Origin of the sequence: Pandoraea terrae (genome assembly GCF_902459695.1) — a bacterium.
Classification (GTDB): domain Bacteria; phylum Pseudomonadota; class Gammaproteobacteria; order Burkholderiales; family Burkholderiaceae; genus Pandoraea; species Pandoraea terrae.
The window spans coordinates 44,685-64,750 of record NZ_CABPRZ010000025.1 but is presented as its reverse complement, the minus strand read 5'-3'; the positions used below and the strand labels follow the sequence as shown (position 1 = coordinate 64,750).

20 protein-coding genes and 1 pseudogene are annotated in these 20,066 nt (G+C 64.1%); 15 read left to right on the top strand and 6 right to left on the bottom strand.

The window, feature by feature from the left end:
• Positions 1 to 142: 142 nt before the first annotated feature.
• A complete protein-coding gene (locus PTE30175_RS22535; RefSeq protein WP_150699309.1) occupies positions 143 to 568 on the bottom strand; it encodes a DUF4399 domain-containing protein in 426 nt (141 codons plus the stop codon).
• A gap of 73 nt (positions 569 to 641) precedes the next feature.
• Positions 642 to 1,067 (bottom strand): DUF4399 domain-containing protein, encoded by a 426-nt coding sequence (locus PTE30175_RS22530; RefSeq protein ID WP_150699308.1) that lies wholly within the window; start codon positions 1,065 to 1,067, stop codon positions 642 to 644.
• Positions 1,068 to 1,347: 280 nt separating this feature from the next.
• Between PTE30175_RS22530 and PTE30175_RS22525 the strand changes: the two genes are divergently transcribed.
• A complete protein-coding gene (locus PTE30175_RS22525) occupies positions 1,348 to 3,243 on the top strand; it encodes an SUMF1/EgtB/PvdO family nonheme iron enzyme (protein WP_150699307.1) in 1,896 nt (631 codons plus the stop codon).
• A 13-nt stretch (positions 3,244 to 3,256) separates the two neighbouring features.
• Here PTE30175_RS22525 and PTE30175_RS22520 read toward each other — a convergent pair whose 3' ends face one another.
• Positions 3,257 to 5,299 carry a serine/threonine protein kinase gene (locus PTE30175_RS22520; RefSeq protein ID WP_150699306.1) on the bottom strand — a complete coding sequence of 681 codons (2,043 nt, stop codon included), beginning with the start codon at positions 5,297 to 5,299 and terminating at the stop codon, positions 3,257 to 3,259.
• Between the two features lie 409 nt (positions 5,300 to 5,708).
• On the opposite strand from PTE30175_RS22520, the gene PTE30175_RS22515 reads away from it, so the two are divergent.
• The 5 genes from PTE30175_RS22515 to PTE30175_RS28355 all read left to right on the top strand — a co-directional run bounded on the left by PTE30175_RS22515 (position 5,709) and on the right by PTE30175_RS28355 (position 7,536).
• Positions 5,709 to 5,972 (top strand): hypothetical protein, encoded by a 264-nt coding sequence (locus PTE30175_RS22515; protein ID WP_150699305.1) that lies wholly within the window; start codon positions 5,709 to 5,711, stop codon positions 5,970 to 5,972.
• Positions 5,973 to 6,028: 56 nt separating this feature from the next.
• The gene (locus tag PTE30175_RS22510) at positions 6,029 to 6,292 is read left to right on the top strand and encodes a hypothetical protein (RefSeq protein ID WP_150699304.1); all 264 of its coding nucleotides are present in this window, start codon (positions 6,029 to 6,031) and stop codon (positions 6,290 to 6,292) included.
• 67 nt (positions 6,293 to 6,359) lie between these two features.
• Entirely contained in the window at positions 6,360 to 6,635 is a 276-nt protein-coding gene (locus tag PTE30175_RS22505; protein WP_150699303.1) for a hypothetical protein, read from the top strand.
• A 171-nt stretch (positions 6,636 to 6,806) separates the two neighbouring features.
• The gene (locus PTE30175_RS22500; RefSeq protein WP_150699302.1) at positions 6,807 to 7,025 is read left to right on the top strand and encodes a hypothetical protein; all 219 of its coding nucleotides are present in this window, start codon (positions 6,807 to 6,809) and stop codon (positions 7,023 to 7,025) included.
• Between the two features lie 202 nt (positions 7,026 to 7,227).
• The gene (locus tag PTE30175_RS28355) at positions 7,228 to 7,536 is read left to right on the top strand and encodes a hypothetical protein (protein ID WP_191629184.1); all 309 of its coding nucleotides are present in this window, start codon (positions 7,228 to 7,230) and stop codon (positions 7,534 to 7,536) included.
• Here the strand turns inward: PTE30175_RS28355 and PTE30175_RS29330 are convergent.
• The 3 genes from PTE30175_RS29330 to PTE30175_RS22485 form a co-directional block, all read right to left on the bottom strand.
• Positions 7,466 to 7,765: a phosphatase PAP2 family protein gene (locus PTE30175_RS29330; RefSeq protein ID WP_476703892.1), complete on the bottom strand. Its 300-nt coding sequence runs from the start codon at positions 7,763 to 7,765 to the stop codon at positions 7,466 to 7,468. The genes PTE30175_RS28355 and PTE30175_RS29330 overlap by 71 nt on opposite strands.
• A gap of 376 nt (positions 7,766 to 8,141) precedes the next feature.
• The gene (locus PTE30175_RS22490) at positions 8,142 to 8,444 is read right to left on the bottom strand and encodes a phosphatidylserine/phosphatidylglycerophosphate/cardiolipin synthase (protein ID WP_150699300.1); all 303 of its coding nucleotides are present in this window, start codon (positions 8,442 to 8,444) and stop codon (positions 8,142 to 8,144) included.
• A 173-nt stretch (positions 8,445 to 8,617) separates the two neighbouring features.
• Positions 8,618 to 9,535, bottom strand: a complete 918-nt coding sequence (locus PTE30175_RS22485) for a DUF72 domain-containing protein (RefSeq protein ID WP_150699299.1) — start codon at positions 9,533 to 9,535, stop codon at positions 8,618 to 8,620.
• 115 nt (positions 9,536 to 9,650) lie between these two features.
• Here PTE30175_RS22485 and PTE30175_RS22480 point away from each other — a divergent pair, with 115 nt between their 5' ends.
• The 9 genes and pseudogenes from PTE30175_RS22480 to fusA all read left to right on the top strand — a co-directional run bounded on the left by PTE30175_RS22480 (position 9,651) and on the right by fusA (position 19,951).
• Complete coding sequence (locus PTE30175_RS22480) at positions 9,651 to 10,658, top strand: GGDEF domain-containing protein (RefSeq protein WP_150699298.1); 1,008 nt, start codon at positions 9,651 to 9,653, stop codon at positions 10,656 to 10,658.
• A 2-nt stretch (positions 10,659 to 10,660) separates the two neighbouring features.
• A complete protein-coding gene (locus PTE30175_RS22475) occupies positions 10,661 to 11,236 on the top strand; it encodes a TMEM175 family protein (RefSeq protein ID WP_150699297.1) in 576 nt (191 codons plus the stop codon).
• A 129-nt stretch (positions 11,237 to 11,365) separates the two neighbouring features.
• Positions 11,366 to 11,584, top strand: coding sequence for an RNA-binding S4 domain-containing protein (locus tag PTE30175_RS22470; protein WP_150699296.1), 219 nt, complete (start codon positions 11,366 to 11,368; stop codon positions 11,582 to 11,584).
• A gap of 245 nt (positions 11,585 to 11,829) precedes the next feature.
• Positions 11,830 to 14,481 (top strand): sensor domain-containing protein, encoded by a 2,652-nt coding sequence (locus tag PTE30175_RS22465; RefSeq protein WP_150699295.1) that lies wholly within the window; start codon positions 11,830 to 11,832, stop codon positions 14,479 to 14,481.
• Between the two features lie 140 nt (positions 14,482 to 14,621).
• Positions 14,622 to 14,891, top strand: coding sequence for a ubiquitin family protein (locus PTE30175_RS22460; RefSeq protein WP_150699294.1), 270 nt, complete (start codon positions 14,622 to 14,624; stop codon positions 14,889 to 14,891).
• A gap of 30 nt (positions 14,892 to 14,921) precedes the next feature.
• Entirely contained in the window at positions 14,922 to 16,049 is a 1,128-nt protein-coding gene (locus PTE30175_RS22455) for an exo-alpha-sialidase (RefSeq protein ID WP_150699293.1), read from the top strand.
• 163 nt (positions 16,050 to 16,212) lie between these two features.
• The gene (locus PTE30175_RS22450) at positions 16,213 to 16,890 is read left to right on the top strand and encodes an MCP four helix bundle domain-containing protein (RefSeq protein WP_150699292.1); all 678 of its coding nucleotides are present in this window, start codon (positions 16,213 to 16,215) and stop codon (positions 16,888 to 16,890) included.
• Positions 16,823 to 17,644, top strand: a pseudogene (locus PTE30175_RS22445) (methyl-accepting chemotaxis protein); the annotation flags it as partial. The gene PTE30175_RS22450 and the pseudogene PTE30175_RS22445, both read left to right, overlap by 68 nt.
• Positions 17,645 to 17,848: 204 nt before the next feature.
• Positions 17,849 to 19,951 (top strand): elongation factor G, encoded by a 2,103-nt coding sequence (gene fusA, locus PTE30175_RS22440; protein WP_150699291.1) that lies wholly within the window; start codon positions 17,849 to 17,851, stop codon positions 19,949 to 19,951.
• Positions 19,952 to 20,066: the final 115 nt, after the last annotated feature.

Genomic DNA, 20,066 nt, shown 5'->3' with positions numbered 1-20,066 from the left:
TTTGCGCTGGAGGTGTTTAATGCGACACGCCGCGCCGCTATCGCGAATGCGACAGCGACGGGCTGCGGCCAACAGAATCGACGTCAGTGTCGGGGCGCGAACGACACTACGGCGAACAGGCCCTGGCCCGCGGCGCAGCGACTCACTTGACGTAGATGGTGATCTTCCGGGAGTAGACCGGTGGATTGTGCGGGATATGCTTGTCATCCCCCATCAACAACTGCAACGTGTGCTTGCCCGGCGGCAGTTCCAGCATGGTCTCGGTCTCACCCGCGCCAAAATGCAAATGGTTACGATCGTTGGGAATTTCCTGGTCCATCGGCGGCAGGTCAACGTCGATCAGCAGATGGTGATGGCCAGTGTTGGGAAATTTGACGCCACGCGGAGCAACACCAAAATTTCTCAAGCCGAACCAAACGCGAAATGGGCGCCCTGCCGGCAGCGTCTGGCCGTCGTTCGGCCAGCCGATATATACATAGGCATTGGCCGGGGCAGGCGTGGTGCCTGCACCAGCGGTGTCCAGCAGCAGGCAGGCCATGAGCGCAACCGCGGTGAGTAGCTTATGCATCGATGATCTCCCGAATCGCATTGCCCTTGCGAGCCACTGTTCGTTGCCTGCCGTGCGTAGCGCGCACCATCACCTATCGCACCGTGATGGTGATCTTCTTTGAATACACAGCGGGGTCGTGCGGGACGTGATCGTGGTCGCCGACCAGCAATTGCAGCGTGTGCTTGCCCGGCGGAAGTTCGATTCGCGCATCGGTTTCGCCGGCACCGAAATGCAGGTGATTCTTGTCCGAGGGAATTTCCTTGTCGAGCGGCGGCAGGTCGGCGTCAATCAGGAGATGGTGGTGTCCCACATTGGGGATATCGATCCCCTTGGGGCACACCCCCATGTTGCGCAGCCCCATGCGCACCCAGAACTTGCCACCGGTGATCACGGCGCCGTCGCGCGGCCAGATGATATAGGCCTCGGCATTCGGCGGCGACGGGCTGCGCGCCCACAGGGACGGCACCGCCGTCAGCATCATGGCCGCCAGGGCGCGAAGCATGAATCGTCGGGGCATACGCGGCGCCTCCTGGATTCGAACAGATGCGGATGCGCCGCATGCGCGAAGATCCGGTGAGCTGCACGCCATCGCGCCGCCTCGCGAGCGTGGCGCCGGGTGCGCCCGAGCCAATGCGATGCCATGCGTGTTTCAGCTTAGGACAGAACATTGCAAAAAGATACTCGGCCCGAGCGCTGTGCTATCTTTGAGAAAGTCGGCGGCCGGTAAGCGATCCGCATGCGGGCGGTCCGGCTGCGCTGCACGAGGCAATCCTGCGCATGACCAACAAGGTCTCACTATGTGGCGGAAACTTCTTGTCGTGTCGATGTTGGGGATGACGTCGATCCTGCCGGCCGAGGCCGAAGGCGTTGCATTTCCCGCCGGCGACACCGTGGCGCCTACCGTACAGCCGGCCCCGGCGCAGCGCGTGGCCCTCGTGATCGGCAATGCCCGTTACACTGACGCACCGCTCCCCAACGCCCCGGCCGACGCGCGCGCCATCGGCAGCGAACTGACCGCGCTCGGTTTCGACGTCATGCTGCGGGAAAACGTCACGCAAGACGGCATGGCAAGCGCGCTGGCCGAATTTCGGCGGCGCCTCGAACCTGGCGGCGTCGGGCTTTTCTACTATGCCGGCCACGGCATGCAGGTCGGCGCCGGCACCGTACTGATCCCGATTGACGCCACGGGCGCCGCGCCGAGTCGGCTGCTGACGGCCGGCATCGACCTGCAAACGGTGCTCGCAAGCATGCCGGCCGCGCGCCCCGGCAAGGTCAATCTGGTGATACTGGATACCTGCCTGAACAACCCGTATCGCAGCGGCACGCAGCCGCCGGCGGCAGCGCCCGAGCAAACATTGATTGCTTACGGCACATCGCCGGGATCGCTTTCCGGCGACGGAACGCACCACGGCGTGTTCACCGCGGCCTTGCTCGATGCGTTCGCAACGCCGGGCCTCGATGTCGAGACGGCGATTCGACGCGCCGCGGCGGTCGTGAGTCTGCGAACGCAGCAACGTCAGGTGCCGTCGCTATTGTCGTCCCTGTCCGCTCCATTGCCCCTGCTCGCCGCACCACACAGCCAACCGGTGGCCAGCCTGGCTGCGTCCGACGGTGTCGCGCCGCAGTCGCGCAGCCGCGGCATCCTGCCGAAGAACAGCGACGAAGCGTATGAGTTGGAGTTCTGGGAATCGATCAAGAACAGCAACTACGCGAGCGACTACGAAGCCTACCTGAAGGCGTACCCGAACGGCCGCTTTGCGCCGCTAGCTCGGGCGCGCATCGAACGGTTGCGCTCGGCGACGCCCAAGGCCGGCGAGCCGCCGACCGGAAACGCACACCCCGCCCCCATGCCGGCACCGGGCGCCGCGCCATCCGCGCCTGCGAAACCTGCGCCCGCCACACTCCCTGCACCTGCAACTGCACCGGCGCACCCCGCGGCTGCCGGCACGGGCGCCGCCGCCAGCGCGGGGCGCTCAAGCAGCGAATTCCGCGATTGTCCGGCGTGCCCCGTCCTGATCAGCTTGCCGCGAGGCAGTTTCACGATGGGCAGTAACGTGAGCGATCCTACCGAGAAACCACCCCACCCGGTCACGATCGCCCAAGCCTTCGCCATCGGCAAATACGAAGTGACGGTCGAGCAATGGAACGCGTGTGCCGACGCCGGCGGCTGCCAGCGCATCGCGACCAACGCCGCCAACGCGCGGAACGCACCGGCGCGCGATATCAGCTGGGACGACGCCCAACAGTATGTCGCCTGGCTGAGCAAGACAAGCGGCAAGACCTACCGTCTGCCGACCGAGGCCGAGTGGGAATACGCGGCGCGGGGCGGCACCACCACGCTGTTCTGGTGGGGTGACCAAATGCGCAAGGGTATGGCGAACTGCAAGGACTGCGGCGATCCCTGGCGCTTTGAGGCGCCCGATGACGTCGGTTCGTTCGCGGCCAATCCGTTCGGCTTGCACGACGTGAACGGCAGTGTCTGGGAATGGGTGGGCGACTGCTGGCACAACTCCTACAAGAATGCGCCAGCCGACGGCCGCGCCTGGAATGAGCCCAACTGCAGCATGCGCGTGATTCGCGGCGGCTCATGGCGCGAGGGTGCAAGCTATATGGCGTCGTCGACGCGATTCAAATACAACGCTTCGGTGCGGCAATCGCAAAATGGATTCCGCGTCGTGCGCGACCTCAAGTGAGCCCGAGATTTGCCTAGCGTGCCCGGGTGGAAATCTGTACGAGATCAGCGCTAATGCGCTCCTGGCCGTATTTGGCCGCAATCCGGGCCAGTTGTTTGTCGAGCGCCTGCAGGTAGTCCTGTCGCGACTCGAACTCCGGCCGGGGGCCGTCGAACAGCGGTGCGGGTGTGCTCAGCAAAACGATCCATTCGGTACCGAACGGCTTGGAGATCACCCAGTCGCCGCCGTCGCCGATCGTCGCGCTGTAACCGGCAGGCGCCTGGTTGCCCTTGATCCGGCGGCTCGGCACGAGATGGGCGACTTTACCGTCGACCACGTAGTAGTCCACGTAGACGTAGGACTCATGGGCCGGTGTCGTAATATCCACGACCAACGGCGTGCCCTCGGTGAATTGTGCGCCTGGCGAGCGCGCGTGGATAGACGCGGCCGCGCCGCCGGGTCGTGTGCCCGACCAGTACGGTGCCAACAGCTTGATGATGTCGCATTTGTCCTCGCCCACGAGTTGCGCATCCAGGCTCAGCGTCTTCACGCCCGGGATGGCGCCGAGTGCGTCGCGCAGGCGCGCGATACCGAACCGCTCCGGCACATAGCCGCGCACTTGTAGCGCATGGTCCTGAACTGACGCTGCCAATAGCGAACACGGCAACCCGGCCAGCACCGGCGCGACCGCTTGCGCCGACAGCACAGGCTCCGGCGCCGGTGCCGGTGCCGGCTTGGCGGCCGGCGTCGGCACCTCCCCGGCCATCGTCGGGCCTGCACGCGGCGCGGCGGGGGCCGGCACCTCGACACGGCCCGCGGGTGTGGCCCCCGGGCGCCATAGGTAATAAGCAAGCCCGCCCGCGAGTAGCACGGCGGCCAACATGCCCCCCGCGATCGGCGCCAACGGCGCCGATCGGCGAGGTTCCGCTCCCAGCGCCTCGAGAAAGCGCGTCACGGTCTGTGTGCGGGTCGCGCGATCAAAAGACAGGGCATGGCACAGCGCCTTCCACTGGCCACGGCTCAGGTTCTTGGGCCGAATCGGCCTGAGCCCCTTGCCCCGCGCCTGGTTCGCCGACAGCCGATCGTACGGATGCCGGCCAGTCAGCAATTCATAAGTGACGCAGGCAAGCCCGTAGATGTCGTCACGTGGATCAGGCTCCCGGTGCTCGAACATCTCGAGGCTCGCGTAGGCCGGCGTCATCGCGCCGAGCGTACCCGGATCGAAAACGGTGGGATCGGTGTCGCCGGCCGGTTGTTGAAAGACGCGTGCAATACCGAAGTCGATGACCTTGACTTCGCCGCTGTCGGTCAGGAACACGTTGGCGGGCTTGAAATCGCAATGCACGAAGCCACGTTCGTGCGCATAGGCCAGGGCTCGGCCCATGCCGGTGATGATCGGCAACGCCTGGGCGTAAGGCATGCCGGCGAATTCCGGGGCGCGCAGGATACGGTTGAGCGACTTGCCCGACAGGTACTCCATGGTCAGGTAGACCACCGGGCCATCTCGATCGAAGTCGTACACGGTCACGATGTTCCGGTGCGCCAGGGTCTGCGCCTTGCGCGCTTCACGCTGCAATGCGATCAGCGATTTGGGATGGCCGCTGAACTGTAGATTGAGCACCTTGATGGCGATGTAGGGATTGCGGTCGGACGCCTCCTGCTTGCGCAGATCGAGCGCCTTGTAGACGGTGCCCATGCCGCCGACGCCGAGACACTCCTGAAGGACGAAGCGGCTATTGAGGGTGTCGCCGACGCCTTTGGCCGACAAGGTCCCGATGATGGTCGGATCGCCGGGCTCGGCGGAGGGTGCGGCGCTTTCCCCCGCGCCAGCCAGCACGCGCGTTTCCTGGTTCCCTGGCTCGAAGCGGGTGGCGACGCGAAACGCTATGCGCCGCATCAGTTCTTCGTAGACACCGGGAGGCAGCGGAAAACGGGTGTTCTCTTCGCTGAGCATCGTCGCCAGTTGCGTCGGGCTGGTCGGATCGGAATCCAGGGCCAGGTCGACGGACGCAAGGAACTCGTCATGCGAGAGACCACCGCTCTGAAAGTGATGAATCAGGTCTGACAGGCTAGCCATCGGTGCCGCCTCGCGGTGGTTATGCGCTGAGCGCCAACGTGCCGCCCAACGCTATGTCCCTGCCCACGATAGTAGTCCGAGCGTATGGCATTCGCAAATCCGTCGTGCGGCGCACCAACGCCCTGCGGCGGCATCGGCGCCCCGCCCGGCCTGCCGCCTCGGCGCCTGTCGCCCGCACGCCAACACTCCCCGCCGTTGTGTTGGCCCACGGCCATCAGCGACATCGCGCCGGCCACCTGCCGACGACGGCACCCCACGAATAGAAAATAAAAAATCCCTTTATTCTCAACAACATAACAAACATCTCGCAGGGATTTGCCGGCCCTGGCACGGTCCATGCGTTATCCCTGTCGAGCGCGACACCGATGCTCACCCGACCGAAGCTTCACATCCTTTTAGGAGCACAGCCATGAGTACCCTGACCATCAAAGACCTGTCCAACGCCGAAACCCTTGACGGCAAGACCATGCGCGCCGTACGCGGCGGCTATTTGCCCTTCCCCGTGGTTTATTCGCCGATCAAGCTTTCCTTTGACTCGCATATCGATGCCACGCAGGAGATCGCCCAGATGCAAAGCGTGACCAACATGAACGGCAACGGCTCGGCGTTCCTCGACCACGTCACGTCAAACGTCAACACCAACCAGAACGCCACCAACAACATCTTCCGCTAGACCGACGCCGCGCTGGCCGAATTTTCCCTTACCTGACATTTATCCGGAGCACAGCCATGAGCACCCTGACCATCAAGGACCTGTCCAACACCGAAACCCTCGACGGCAACGCCATGCGCGCCGTACGCGGCGGCTATTTACCCTTCCCCGTGGTGTATACGCCGATCAAGCTTTCCTTCGACTCGCACATCGACGCCAGCCAGCAGATCGCGCAGATGCAAAGCGTGACCAACCTGAACGGCAACGACTCAGCGTTCCTCGACCACGTCAAGTCGAACGTCAACACCAACCAGAACGCCACCAACAATATCTATGGTTGATACGGCCGTGGCTGCGGGGATCCACGGATCCCCGCCGGCCCCGGCTCCCGGCACAAAGGAGCACATCATGTCATCCATCATCGTCCGCGACCTCGCCCTGAGCAAGGAACTCGATCGTCACGCCCTGTCCGCCGTGCGCGGCGGCAACAGCTGGCTGAGCCAGGGCGTTCCGAACGTGGGCCCGCTCGCCAATGTCACCGTCAACATCAACCAGAACATCGCGCAGTTGCAGAGCATCAACGTGAATACGCTCAACAACGTCGGCAGTATCGGCCCCGGGTTCGGGGCGGTGCGCATCAATGTCAATCCCGCGCAATGGGGCGGCAACTTTGCCGCAGCCTGATGAGCCGGTGGCGGCGCAAGCAGCTGCCGCCATCGTCGGCGGCACGCCGGAGACTTCATCGCGCGGCATTTGCCGCTCGCCTATACTGAAGCAAGCCGTTGCCCGGCCGGACGCTACCCGGCGCACAAGCGGCGGACTACCCGGCGTGGCACTCGCGTTCTGGAGGAAGTCATGGCAGTGATCGTCATCAAGGATTTGCCGGAAAGCGTGGATCTCGACAGGGAAGCCATGGCCGCCATCGTGGGCGGGGCCCGCGCGGGCAGCCGCCCGGAGTGGCAAGCGCATCGGCGCATTGGCAATGCGCGCCTCATCCAGTATCCGCTGGGATTCCCCGGTCAGCCACCGACGGCGCCGCACAAGCGCGCCGGTGGAGGCGTCGTGCAATCTTGAAAATCCGCGCATTTCAATACCGCATTTGCAGTATTCCCATCGGCCCGACCAGCGAGTATGTTGGTTTCATCCCCTGCCACTCACGGCCAGAAACGACATGCTTCGGTCTGCGTTCGGGACGCCAGGCGCAACTCAGATGCGCTTTCTGCGCGCCGGTAGTTAGCGACCAGATGAAAATTTTAGTGCACACGCAAAAACATCAATGTTCCTGAAAAACAGAAAGATACTGAGCGACGACATCATTACGTACGAAATAAAGCGAAGGCTTCCTGACGGCCAGGTATTTCACCAACAAGTGACTTTCTCTATCGGGGAGATGGCGTATCGGAAGTTCGTGGCCCGTCGTCTAAGGCAGCTCAGGAATGATTATCAGACGCAAGCACTGATCACCAAAACCACGCTACCGGTCGCTGCACACTTCAACCGCCTGGTTTTCTTCCTCACCGGCGTTGTGCTTCTGGCGAACTTGCGTCACGAAGTGCAATTTGCCCTGGTTGCGTCAATGAATTGACGGGATACCACTCGGCGCCACGGCTCATGCAGATCCGGACGGCGAGAATGGCGACGACGGCGACGGCCAGTCCGGCCAAAACGTCGGAAAGGTAGTGACCGCCCTGTGTGGGCGTCGAGCACACCATCACCACGTTCAGTACAACCGCCAGAGGAAAAACGGGTTGTACGCTGCGTACCGCGTACGCGCAAAGTACCGCAGTTATCGTGTGAAACGACGGGAAAGACATCAAGCCCTGCAGTGGATCGAGAACACTCACTGTCCCGCTTCGCAACGCGTAGAAGTGCGAGACGTCTTCAGCCGTACCAGGGTCGGCAATACCGAAGTGAAGCAACGTGCTCGAGGCGCGAGCACGCCAACGTCCAAGCCAGGGCGTACCGATTGCGCAACGACGGAGCGTATTCATGCGCCGACGATGCGTAGCCTTCGACTTTCGCCATTCTCCACCCCGAGCTATCATCCCCGACACAACGCCGCCGGACTGCCTCGAATACTCGTCGCTGGACAAATCTAGCCGATCGCCGCCGGCCGCGCAAGCGCCGCCGGGCATCGAGCTCGCACTCGCGCTGAGGCGGTGCGGGCTCGCCCTGTCTTATCGAACGAATCTAGATCCGGGGTAAATTCTGGAAGGTCTGATGCTTCCCTGCGTTTTCGAGTGCCAATGTCTCGACCCCGCCGGGAAGTATGTCGATTCGGACTCTCGGGCCGGGGATCGTATTCGCACCGTCACGGAAGACCGTGAAGACGTGATCCCCGCCCATGATGACCTCAACCACGTCGATGACCGGATCGACCGCCGGCTCCGCTGCCCACGTGTTGGTATCCGTGTCGACGCGAGCCCATCGCACATGGGTAACGCGGCCCGTATCATCATTCAGGCGAACGCCATTGATGGCAAAAACGCTCATACGTGTCTCCTGTCGATTGGCAATCATGTGCGGCTAGCCGTTGCGCTTCTTGTCCCCCCTACGCTGATGGCCGCCTCGGGCATCCTAGCATGCGCCTGTCGGCACACCAAGGCGCTCCGATAAAGAACGTCGATCGACGGACGTCATGCGCGCGAAGATGCGTTCATTTCCCGCTATGCCAGCCGGTCAGCCGGTCTCGGCACCCCGAAGATTTCCATCAGCGTGCGCGCGTTGCGCTGCCCCTGATCCTCGTAGTTGTTGTTGAAGAATGCCGCGACGTTCTGCGCGCCTGCCAGATGCCGGCGCATCTGTTCAGCAAGTTCACGCAGCTCCTCGTCACTATAGTCGTAGTTGAATCGGTCGCCGGAGCTCGCGTGCCCCTTCTGGTTCCAGGTGACGGTATTACGCCCATGAAAACGCACCACGGCCAGCGACGGATTCGTTATCGCCCAGACCGCCGGCACGCTGTTGGCGAAGCCTTGCGGCTCATCCACAACCGTATGGACCAGCCCGTGATCGGACAGGAACCGCAAGGTCGCCTCGTGATGCCCGGGCGCGAACCACGACCGGTGCCGGAACTCGACTGACAGCGTCACGTCCGGCAACTGCCCGATGCACGCCTCAATGTGCGCGAACGCGGGCGGCCCGAACGTCACCCACGGCGCAAACTGAAAATGGACCGCACCCAGGCGTCCGGCGGCGCGCAACGGCGCAATGCCGCGACGATAATCCGCCCACAACGCGTCGACGACTTCGGCCGGCATGTCCTTGTAATACACGTTCGGCGTTTCCCCGGGCAAGGCTTCGCGCACCGCGGGCGGCAATGCCACGCGTGGCGTCTGGTGGTGCGTGAGTGCCCGGAACGCCTTGATATGGAAAACGAAATCCGCCGGCGTGCGCTCGACCCACTGTTGCGCGTTGTAGGCGCTCGGCATCGCGTAATAGCTGCTGTCGACCTCGACGGCCGCGAACTGACTCGCGTAGTAGGCCAGCCGCGCCGCCGGCGTACTCGCGCCACGGGGGTAGAAGCGTTTGCAGGCAATCAGGGATTTGTCTGTCCAGGATGCCGTGCCGATGCGAAGCTGCGCCATGCCCACCTCCGGAATTGCCAAGCCGCGCCTCGCGCGGCACAATGATCGCCAATTCGGCGTGCCGGTACATCGGCCGCCATGCCAATCAACGCGTCCCTCTCCCAAGACTACGCTCATGACCGCTTCTGCGTCCGAGACGTTGCTGATCAACGAGGCCGCCCGCCTCGCGGCACTGCGCCGCTATGATGTCCTCGACACCCCGCCGGAACCAGAGTTCGACCGCATCGTGCGGCTCGCGACGCATATGCTGGGCGCGCCGATCTCGTTGATCTCGCTGGTCGACGAGTCGCGCCAATGGTTCAAGGCGCGCCAAGGTCTCGACGCGGCGCAAACCCCGCGCTCCGTATCATTCTGCGCCCACGCGATCACGAGCGATGAGGTTTTCGTCGTCCAGGACGCGCAGAGCGATCGCCGCTTTGCCGACAACCCGCTCGTCAGCGGCGCGCCGCATATCCGCTTCTACGCCGGGGCGCCGCTGCGTACGCCGGAAGGCCACCCGCTCGGCACGCTATGCGTCATCGACCATCATCCGCGCACGCTCGACGCGGAAAAACGCGGCCTGCTGGCAGACCTGTCCGCGTTGGTCGTCAACGAACTCGAACTGCGCCGCGTCAACCGCGCGCTCCACGCGATGGCGACGACGGACCCGCTCACGGGCGCACTCAATCGCCGGGCGTTCCTGCAGGAAGCCGACCGCGCGTTCGCCCGCGCGCGCAACGAGCCGCGAAACCTGAGCACCCTGGTGCTCGATATCGATCAGTTCAAGGCGATCAATGACCGCTGGGGACACGACACCGGTGACCGGGTGATTACGGAACTCTATTTGATCGCCCGCAGCGTGCTGCGCAAAGGCACCCACGTCGGACGCCTCGGCGGCGAAGAATTCGCCGTGCTGCTGCCCGATACGGACGCTGTCGGCGCCGGTCACGCGGCCGAGCGCCTGCTCAAGGCCATCGGCGCCGCCCAGGTGCCGGGCCCTGCCGGCCAGGTGCGCTTTACCGTCAGCATCGGCATCGGCGGCATCGCCGCCGACGACAGCCAGTTCAGCATGCTGCTGCGGCGTGCCGACCAGGCGCTCTACTCGGCCAAGCATGCCGGACGCAACCGCGTGGCAGCCAATTAGCCATGGGAAAGACGCGCATCGAAGCGTTCAGCGATGGCGTTGTCGCCATCATCATCACGATCATGGTGCTGGAACTGAGGGCCCCGCACGGCAGTGAACTGGACGATCTGCTGCCGCTCGCCCCGACGTTCCTGACCTACATCCTCAGTTTCATCTACGTCGGGGTGTACTGGAACAATCACCACCACCTCTTTCATGTGGTCCAGCGCATCGGGGGCAGTGTCCTGTGGGCGAACCTTCACTTGCTGTTCTGGCTGTCGCTCGTGCCGTTCGTGACCCGCTGGATGGGCGAGAACCACTTCACGCCATGGCCCACGGCGTTGTATGGCGTCGTGCTCGCCATGGCGGCCATCGCCTACTATCTGCTGACCCGGGCGCTGCTCGCGCAGCACGGCGAAAACGCCAAGCTGGCCGCCGCGCTCGGGCGCGACGTCAAGGGCAAGCTGTCGGTAGTGGCATACCTGTTTGCCATCGCGCTCTCGTTTGTCCTTCCGGCGGTATCGCTCGCGATTTACGCGATCGTGGCGTTGGTCTGGCTGATCCCGGACCGTCGCATCGAGCACGTGATCGAGCGTTGACACGCGGGGCAGAGGCCGCGCCGGCGCGGCCCGCCCCGTCTGCCCCACTTGGCAGGCGGGCCCGGACGGGCGACAATGCCCGCCTTGCACGCCCCGCACCGAACGGGCGTGACCTAATCGAAGTCCGTCATGCAAAACCTTGAATTTCAGTTGACCGGCGAGTTCGTCGCCCTCAACGACCTCCTCAAACTCGCCGGCGTAGTCGATTCCGGCGGCGCCGGCAAAGCGCTCGTTGCCAGCGGCAACGTGTCCGTCGACGGGAAGATGGAAACCCGCAAGACGTGCAAGATCCGCGCCGGCCAGACAGTGTCGCTGACCGGGGTGCGCATCCGCGTGATCGCCGCCTAGGGAGAAGCGAGGATGCGCGGCGCCTTCCGGTAGCCCACAATCAAACGTGTGTTCCAAACCCTGCCTCGACGAATTCCGGGTATTTCCGACGAGTCGAGCACGGAGTGTCACACGCCGAACGTTATACTAGCCGGGAAAGCTGCGTACCGTGGCGCGGCCGCCTCGAAAACCCGTACGCGTCGGTCCAACGAAACGAACAGGCGGCTAGTGGCCGTCAACCGCAAGCCTCAGGGGAAGCTTTTGCGATGGTCGAGTCCCGCCAATCGCCGCCAGGCGCGCCTGGCTCTGCCGCCGGTCAGGATGCGCTTCTGGCCGCGCTCGACCGGTCTTTGGCGATGCTTACGCTCGGACCGGACGGCCGCATTGCCGATGTCAACGACAATCTGCTGGCCGCCGTCGGCTACGCCCGCAGTGACCTGATCGGCCAGCCCCACAGCATCCTGAGCGACCCGTCGCAGCCGACCGATACCGACGAACTCTGGCGCCAGTTGCGCGCGGGAAAGCCCGTGACCGCCCTCGTTCGCAGACGCGCGCGCGACGGCACCCCGGTCTGGTTCGAGGCGACCTACAACCCGGTGCTCGACGACCAGGGGCACCTGGTCGAGGTCATCAAACTGGGCGCCGACGTGACCGCGCGCGTCACCCGCGAACTGGCCGACGACGAACGCCTGCACCTCCTCTCGCTGGGTGTCGACGCCACTGACAATGCGGTGCTCATCAGTGACAAGATTGGCCGCGCGCGCTATGTCAACGCCGGCTTCACACGCATGTTCGGCTATACGGCCGACGATATCGTCGGGCGCCTGGCAAGCGAACCGTTCGGCGAGCAGCCGGCCCTGCGCCAGGCATTTCGCGAAAGCCTCATGGCCGTGCGCGAGGGCCAGGGCTGCCACACCGAAGTCCTCGTACTCGACAAGCTGCGCCAGCCATTGTGGGTCTCGCTCGTTTCCAACCCGATCTTCGACGAAGCCGGCGAGCTGATCCACATCGTCAGCCTGTTTACCGACATTACCCAGTCGAAAATCCAGGAAGTCCTCCAGCACAAGGCGCTGGCCGCGATGGTGCGCGACGCGCCGCTCGTGGAAGTGATGACGCTGATCTGCCGCGAACTTGAAACCATCGCGCCGGAGGTGCTCGCGTCGATCCTGCGCGTCGACGAAACCGGCCATTTGCACACCCTTGCCGGCCCCAGCCTGCCGCCGGAGTACCACGAAGCCGTCGACGGCCTGGCGATCGGCCCGTATGCCGGCACATGCGGCACGGCAGCGTATTTCGCCCGGCCGGTGATCGTCACGGACATGGAGACGGATCCGTTGTGGGCCAATTTCCGCTTCGTCGTGAAGCAGTTCGGCCTCGCGGCGTCGTGGTCCATGCCGATCGTTGCAAACGACGGACGGGTGTGCGGCACGCTGGCGTTCTATTACCGTACGAAGCGCGGCCCCGACGCCCTTCACGAGCAGCTGCTCGACGTTTGCGTGCATCTGTGCAAGCTCGCTTTCGAGCGCGATGAATCGCGCGCCCGCATCCGCCAGCTCGCCTTTTCCGACAGCCTGACAGGCCTGCCCAACCGCAGCATGCTGCATGCGCGCGCCGTGCAGGCAGTCGCCAGCGCGCAAGGGCTCGAAGCATCGTTGGCCGTGCTGTTCATTGACCTCGACCGTTTCAAGCAAGTCAACGACTCGCTGGGCCACCAGGCCGGCGACACGCTGCTGCGCACGGTTGGAGAGCGCCTGCGACGTGAATTGCGAGGCGCGGATATCGTCGCGCGGCTCTCGGGCGACGAATTCGTCGTTGTCCTCACCGAGTGCAACCGGGAAAGCGTCAATGTCGCCATCAACCGGCTGCAAACGGCCCTGTCCGCGCCGTGCAAGATCGGCCGCGTGACGCTGATCCCGAGCGGCAGCATCGGCGTCTCGCTGTACCCGGCCGACGGCCGCGACTTCGATACCCTGCTGCAACGCGCCGACATGGCGATGTATCAGGCGAAGCTGACCAACCGGGGCAACGTGTGCTTCTTCAGCGACGATCTCGATGCACGGGCGCAGGAACGGCTCGAGTTGGAAACGGCGATGCGCGACGCCCTGCGCCAAGGCACGCTGCGGCTGCACTATCAGCCGCAGGTGAATCTGCTCGACGAACACGTATGCGGCGTCGAGGCGCTGACACGCTGGATGCACCCGGAGCTGGGCGAAATTGCGCCGAGCCGGTTCATCGCACTGGCGGAAGAATGCGGCCTGATCGGCGAACTCGGCACCTGGACATTGCGCGAATCGTGCCGCCAGTTGGCGGACTGGCGCGACCGGGGCATCGGCATCTCCACCGTGGCCGTCAATCTGTCGCCGACCAATTTTCACGATCATGAACTGCCCCACAAGATTGCCGAAACCCTGCTCGAATTCGGCCTCTCGCCGTCCAACCTGTCGATCGAAATCACGGAAAGCGTGCTGATGGACAATAATCCGAACACCTTGCGGATCATCGACCGGGTGCATGCGCTGGGCGTGCGTCTGTCGATGGACGATTTCGGCACGGGCTACTCGAGCCTTGGCTACCTGCGCCGCCTGCCGGTCTCGGAATTGAAGCTCGACCGGAGCTTTGTCCATGATGTCGCGCGCGACGAAACCGTACGCGCGCTGACCAGCGCCATCATCAGCATCGGCCACAGCCTGCATCTGACGGTCGTCGCCGAAGGTGTGGAAAACGAAGACCAGCGTGCGGTCCTGGTCTCGCAAGGCTACCGTGTCGCTCAGGGGTATTTGTTCTCACCGGCGCTCGCGCCCCACGACCTGGAGCCGTGGCTGGCGCAATGGAACGCCAGCCGGCACGGCGCCACCGACAATGGCGGCGGCGAGCTGTCACGCCAGCCCCCCGTCGTGCCGACGCCGGCCGCAGGCTGACAACCTCGCAATGCCTGGCGCCGCACCCGGTCCGTGCTGCGCAGCCACAGGCCAATGGCCATGCCGAGTACGGCCGGCCCTGCAAATTGGCCAATGGCCTACACTGTAACGACCGTCACCCTGGTATTTCGATTTCGATCATGCCGCAAGTGACTTTTGCGCCCGCGATCCAGCGGCACGTGGCCGTGCCGCCGCTCGATGTCGGCGGCGAAACCGTCGCCGCTGCGCTCCATGACTGCCTGCGCCAGGCGCCCGGCCTGCAAGCCTACCTGTTCGACGACCAGGGACGCCTGCGCCCGCACGTCACCATCTTTATCGACGGCACCATGATTCGCGACCGGCGCGCCCTGTCCGACCGGCTACAGGCCACGAGTCGGGTCTACGTGGTGCAGGCATTGTCGGGCGGCTGAACCCGCGCACAACCGTACTGGAGACATTCCATGGACGAGACGCTTTACGTCGGCACCCGCAAAGGCCTGTTTACGCTGCGCCGCGAAGGTGAACATTGGTCCGCCGTGTCATCCACGCCCGAATTCCGCGGGGAGCCCGTCAGCATGGTGCTGCAGGACCCGCGTGACGATGTGCTGTACGTGGCCCTCAATCTGGGACATTTCGGCGTCAAATTGTGGCGGCGTACGCCCGGCGACACCGAGTGGACGGCCTGCGCCGCGCCCGCGTTCCCTGCCGTGGGCAACGACGATGCCGGGAGTGGCGAAGGCGGAGAAGGTGGCGGCGTCGCAGACAGCGACGCGCCGTCCGTCGAGCAGATATGGTGTCTTGAAGCGTCAGGCGCGGACGCGCCGGGCGAACTCTGGGCCGGCACGATCCCGGGCGGCCTGTTTCGTTCGCACGATCGCGGCGACACGTGGACGTTGGTCGACACGCTCTGGAATCTTCCCGAGCGCTCGGAGTGGATGGGCGGCGGCTATGATCACCCGGGCATCCACAGCATTTGCATCGATCCGCGCACGAGTGCGCATGTAACAATCGGCGTGTCCACCGGGGGTGTCTGGACGACCCGCGACAGTGGCGCGACATGGCGGCTTGCGGCGGCCGGCATGGAAGCCGACTACATGCCGCCCGAACGGCGGCTCGATCCGAACGTGCAGGACGTGCATCGGCTCGTGCAATGCGCGGGCGCGCCCGACGCTTTCTGGGCGCAGCACCACAACGGCATCTTCCGCACGGTGGACGGCGGCAACCACTGGCGCCGCATCCAGGCGCAGCCGTCGAGTTTCGGCTTTGCCGTCGCGGTACATCCTGACGATCCCGACCTCGCGTGGTTCGTACCGGCCGTCAAGGACGAGTGCCGCATGCCCGTTGACGGCCGCCTCATCGTCAACCGCACGCGCGATGGCGGCGAGACATTCACGGCCCTGACCGACGGACTGCCCGCCGAACCCGCCTTCGACCTTATCTATCGCCACGGCCTGTCCATCGACAGCGGCGGGCGACGCCTGGCGATGGGGTCGACGACCGGCGGACTATGGACCAGCCCGGACGGCGGCGATCATTGGCATTGCGTATCGGCGCACTTTCCGCCGATCTATGTCGTCCGGTTTGCCTAGCCCACCATTCAAGGACGTTCGTACGCCGTCGTTTACCTATATGAGGCGCGCCTTTTTCTGACGCGCCTCGGTCTCGTGCACTTCCGAGCTCCGCAGCACAACATGCGCCGGTCTTCACGGCGTATGCTCAACACTACTAATAAATCCATTGGAGTTACCACACATGCGAATCGCAGATTTGAAAATCAGGACACGGCTTGGACTGGGCTTCGGCACCCTCATCGTGATGCTGCTGGCGTTGCTGGCCATCGCGTTGGCGAGATTCATCGCCATTGAACAATCTAACGACATCCTGGTCACCCGCTCGTGGGCCAAGGCGGATGCCGCGCACACCATCAGTTCGATGGTGCGGGGCAACGCGCGCCGAACCCTGGAATATTTCACAACGGATGACCCCGCGCAGCGCAAGGTCGACGCCGAGCGCATCGCGAGGAACCTGGCCAGCATCCAACTGGCACAGGACGTGCTCGACAAGTACGTGACCACCAGCGAAGGTCATGCCCTGATCGCCAAGCTGCGCCAGCAAAACGATGCGTTCATCCTTGCCAATGACGCGATCATCAAGGCGCTGGCTGGCAATCAGCGCGATGTTGCCCTCGACATCGCCCGGCGCGACGCCCTGCCCACACTGGATGTCATGCAAAGCGAAGCACTGGAACTGGTCGCGCTGCAACGCGCCATCGTCGAAAAAAGCGGCGCACAGACGCGTGACGATATCGCCTTCGCGAAAATGCTGATGTCCGGCATCGGGGCGGCAGCGGTATTGCTCGGCATCGGGTCAGTTGCTTGCGGGCAACACCGACCTGTCGGCGCGTACCGAAGAACAGGCCGCATCGCTTGAAGAAACCGCATCGTCGATGGAACAGCTGACGGCCACCGTCAAGCAGAACGCCGACAATGCCCGCCAGGCGAGCCAACTGGCCGTCAACGCCTCCGAGATCGCTGCACGCGGCGGCCAAGTGGTCGGCGACGTGGTAGGCACGATGCAAGGCATTGCGGCAAGTTCGGGCAAGATCGGCGACATCATCGGCGTCATCGACGGCATTGCATTCCAGACCAACATCCTCGCACTGAACGCCGCCGTCGAAGCAGCGCGCGCCGGCGAGCAAGGCCGAGGATTCGCCGTCGTGGCCGGCGAAGTGCGAACCCTTGCGCAGCGCAGCGCGGCGGCCGCCAAGGAGATCAAGACCCTGATTGAATCGTCGGCGCAGCAAGTCACGGAGGGCTCGCGGCAGGTACGCGACGCCGGCCGCACCATGGACGAGATCGTGCAGGCCGTGCAGCGTGTCACAGACATCATGGGAGAGATTTCGGCCGCATCGAGCGAGCAAAGCGGCGGCATCGAGCAGGTCAACACCGCGGTCTCGCAAATGGACCAGGTGACGCAGCAGAATGCCGCGTTGGTCGAGGAAGCGGCCGCGGCGGCCGGATCGCTCGAGGAACAGTCGCGCCGCTTGCGTGAGGCCGTCGCGATCTTCCACATCGCGGGAAATGCGCACGATCTGCTGGCGGCGCCGCTGGACGCCGCCGCCGTGGCGCCCGATATGCCGCGTGCGCCGGTACTCCAGTTCTCGCAAAGCCGCGCGGGCCGCTGATTGCCGGGGCCGCGACTCAAGGCATTTCACCGATACGCCGAACGCGGGCGTTGAACTGCAGCGCCCAATCAGGCCGGTGGCTTGCGCCCGGCTTGCCTCGGCCACGCCGGCAGATGATGTCGGCGTGGCCGTCGTGACCGGGGAATCGACATTGGAGTATGATGACTTTTGCTCATTTCTCCCTCACCTTGACCGAGGTGTACCGTGGCCCGAAAAACCCCTATCGAGCGCTATCGCAACATCGGGATCAGCGCCCACATTGACGCAGGCAAGACAACGACGACCGAGCGGATCCTGTTCTACACGGGCGTCAACCACAAGCTTGGCGAAGTCCACGAGGGTGCCGCCACCATGGACTGGATGGAGCAGGAGCAGGAGCGCGGCATCACGATTACCTCGGCCGCCACCACCTGTTTCTGGCGCGGCATGGCCGGCAATTATCCCGAACATCGCGTCAATATCATCGACACGCCGGGGCACGTCGACTTCACGATTGAAGTCGAGCGTTCCATGCGTGTGCTCGACGGCGCCTGCATGGTCTACGATTCGGTTGGCGGCGTGCAGCCGCAATCCGAGACGGTCTGGCGCCAGGCCAACAAATACCGCGTGCCGCGCATCGCGTTCGTCAACAAGATGGACCGCATCGGCGCGGACTTCTTTCGCGTGCACAAGCAGATCCACGAGCGGTTGCGCGGCAACGCCGTGCCCATCCAGATCCCCATTGGCGCGGAAGACAACTTCCAGGGCGTGGTCGATCTCGTCAAGATGAAAGGCATTGTCTGGGACGAAGAGTCCAAGGGTGTGAAATTCGAGTACGTCGACATCCCGGCCAACCTGCAGGCGACGGCCGAAGCGTGGCGCGAGAAGATGATCGAAGCCGCCGCCGAGGCCGACGAAACCTTGCTCGAGAAGTATCTCGGCGGCGACGGCTTGTCCGAAGACGAAATCCGCCGCGGTCTGCGCAAGCGCACGGTTGCCGGCGAGATCGTGCCGATGCTGTGCGGCACTGCCTTCAAGAACAAGGGCGTGCAGGCCATGCTCGATGCGGTGATCGATTACCTGCCCTCGCCCATCGACGTACCCGCCATCGAAGGTCATGACGAGGACGACAAAATCATCGAGCGTCATCCGTCGGACGAGGAGCCGTTCTCGGCGCTCGCGTTCAAGATCATGACGGACCCCTTCGTCGGGCAACTGATTTTCTTCCGCGTGTATTCCGGCGTGGTCCAATCGGGCGACACCGTGTACAACTCGGTCAAGACCAAGAAGGAACGGCTCGGCCGGATCCTGCAGATGCACGCCAACCAGCGGCTTGAGATCAAGGAAGTGCGCGCGGGCGACATCGCTGCCGCAGTCGGCCTCAAGGAAGCGACCACCGGCGACACCCTGTGCGATCCGGAAGCGGTCATCATTCTGGAGCGCATGGAGTTTCCGGAGCCGGTGATCTCCCAGGCCGTCGAGCCCAAGACCAAGGCCGATCAGGAAAAGATGGGCCTCGCGCTGAATCGTCTCGCGCAAGAGGATCCGTCATTCCGCGTCAAGACCGATGAAGAATCCGGCCAGACGATCATCTCGGGCATGGGCGAGTTGCACCTTGAGATTCTCGTGGACCGCATGCGGCGCGAATTCGGCGTGGAAGCGACTGTCGGCAAGCCGCAGGTGGCCTATCGGGAGACCATTCGCAAGACCTGCGACGAAGTCGAAGGCAAGTTCGTCAAGCAGTCGGGCGGCCGCGGGCAATACGGTCACGTCGTGCTCAAACTCGAGCCGCAAGCGCCCGGCAAGGGCTACGAATTCATCGACGCCATCAAGGGCGGCGTCGTGCCGCGCGAATACATCCCGGCCGTCGACAAAGGCATTCGCGAGACCTTGAACGCGGGCGTGCTGGCCGGCTATCCGGTCGTCGACGTCAAGGCGACCTTGTTCTTCGGTTCGTACCATGACGTCGATTCGAACGAAAACGCGTTCCGGATGGCCGGTTCGATGGCGTTCAAGGAAGGCATGCGCCGCGCCGATCCGGTGCTGCTCGAGCCGATGATGGCCGTCGAGGTGGAAACGCCCGAAGAGTTCATGGGCAATGTGATGGGTGACCTGTCGGGTCGGCGCGGCATCATGCAGGGCATGGACGACATCATCGGCGGCGGCAAGATCGTGCGCGCCGAAGTGCCGCTGGCCGAGATGTTCGGCTACTCGACAGGCCTGCGCTCGCTCACCCAGGGGCGCGCCACGTACACGATGGAGTTCAAGCACTACGCCGAGGCGCCGCGCAACGTCTCCGAGGCGATCATCAGCGCCAAGGGCAAGTAGCGAGGCAACCGCAGACCCGACGTCAGGAAGGGGTGCGCTCGCACCCCTTTCTTTTTTTACGGACACGTCGCCGCGGTGGGAAGCCGTCGTCCGGCCAATGCAACCCTGCCATGGG